This window comes from Marinifilum sp. D714 (assembly GCF_030851345.1).
Taxonomy (GTDB): domain Bacteria; phylum Bacteroidota; class Bacteroidia; order Bacteroidales; family Marinifilaceae; genus Marinifilum.
Map to the genome: position 1 here is coordinate 1 of NZ_JALPNU010000072.1, position 656 is coordinate 656.

At 41.5% G+C, this 656-nt stretch carries 1 protein-coding gene; it reads left to right on the top strand.

What is annotated here, in order from left to right:
• Positions 1-656 (top strand): hypothetical protein (locus M0051_RS19600; RefSeq protein WP_306743264.1); only part of this gene is annotated, 656 nt, incomplete at both ends.

Sequence of the window (656 nt, forward strand, 5' to 3'; positions counted from 1 at the left end):
TGGATGAGAAATATGCAGCTATCATTGCTTTGGCAGATTCTCAGTTTGAATCAGGAGATTATCCATCAGCAAAAACTTCTTATTCTGATGCCTTGGCATTGAAAGCACAAGAACAATATCCAAAGTCACAGATTACAAAGATTGATGAATTGCTGGCAGAACAGCAACGACAGGCTGAAGAAGCAGCTCGTTTGGCAGCAGAGAAAAAAGCCTTGGATGAGAAATATGCAGCTATCATTGCTTTGGCAGATTCTCAGTTCGAATCAGGAGATTATCCATCAGCGAAAACTTCTTATTCTGATGCCTTGGCATTGAAGGCAGAAGAGCAATATCCAAAATCACAGATTGCAAAGATTGATGAATTACTGGCAGAACAGCAACGACAGGCTGAAGAAACAGCACGTCTGGCAGCAGAGAAAAAAGCCTTGGATGAGAAATATGCTTCTATCATTACATTGGCAGATTCTCAGTTCGAATCAGGAGATTATCCATCAGCGAAAATTTCTTATTCTGATGCCTTGGCATTGAAAGCAGAAGAGCAATATCCAGAATCACAGATTGCAAAGATTGATGATTTGTTGGCAGAACAGCAAAGACAAGCTGATGAAGCAGCGCGCCTGGCAGCAGAGAAGAAAGCTCTGGATGAGAAATATGCA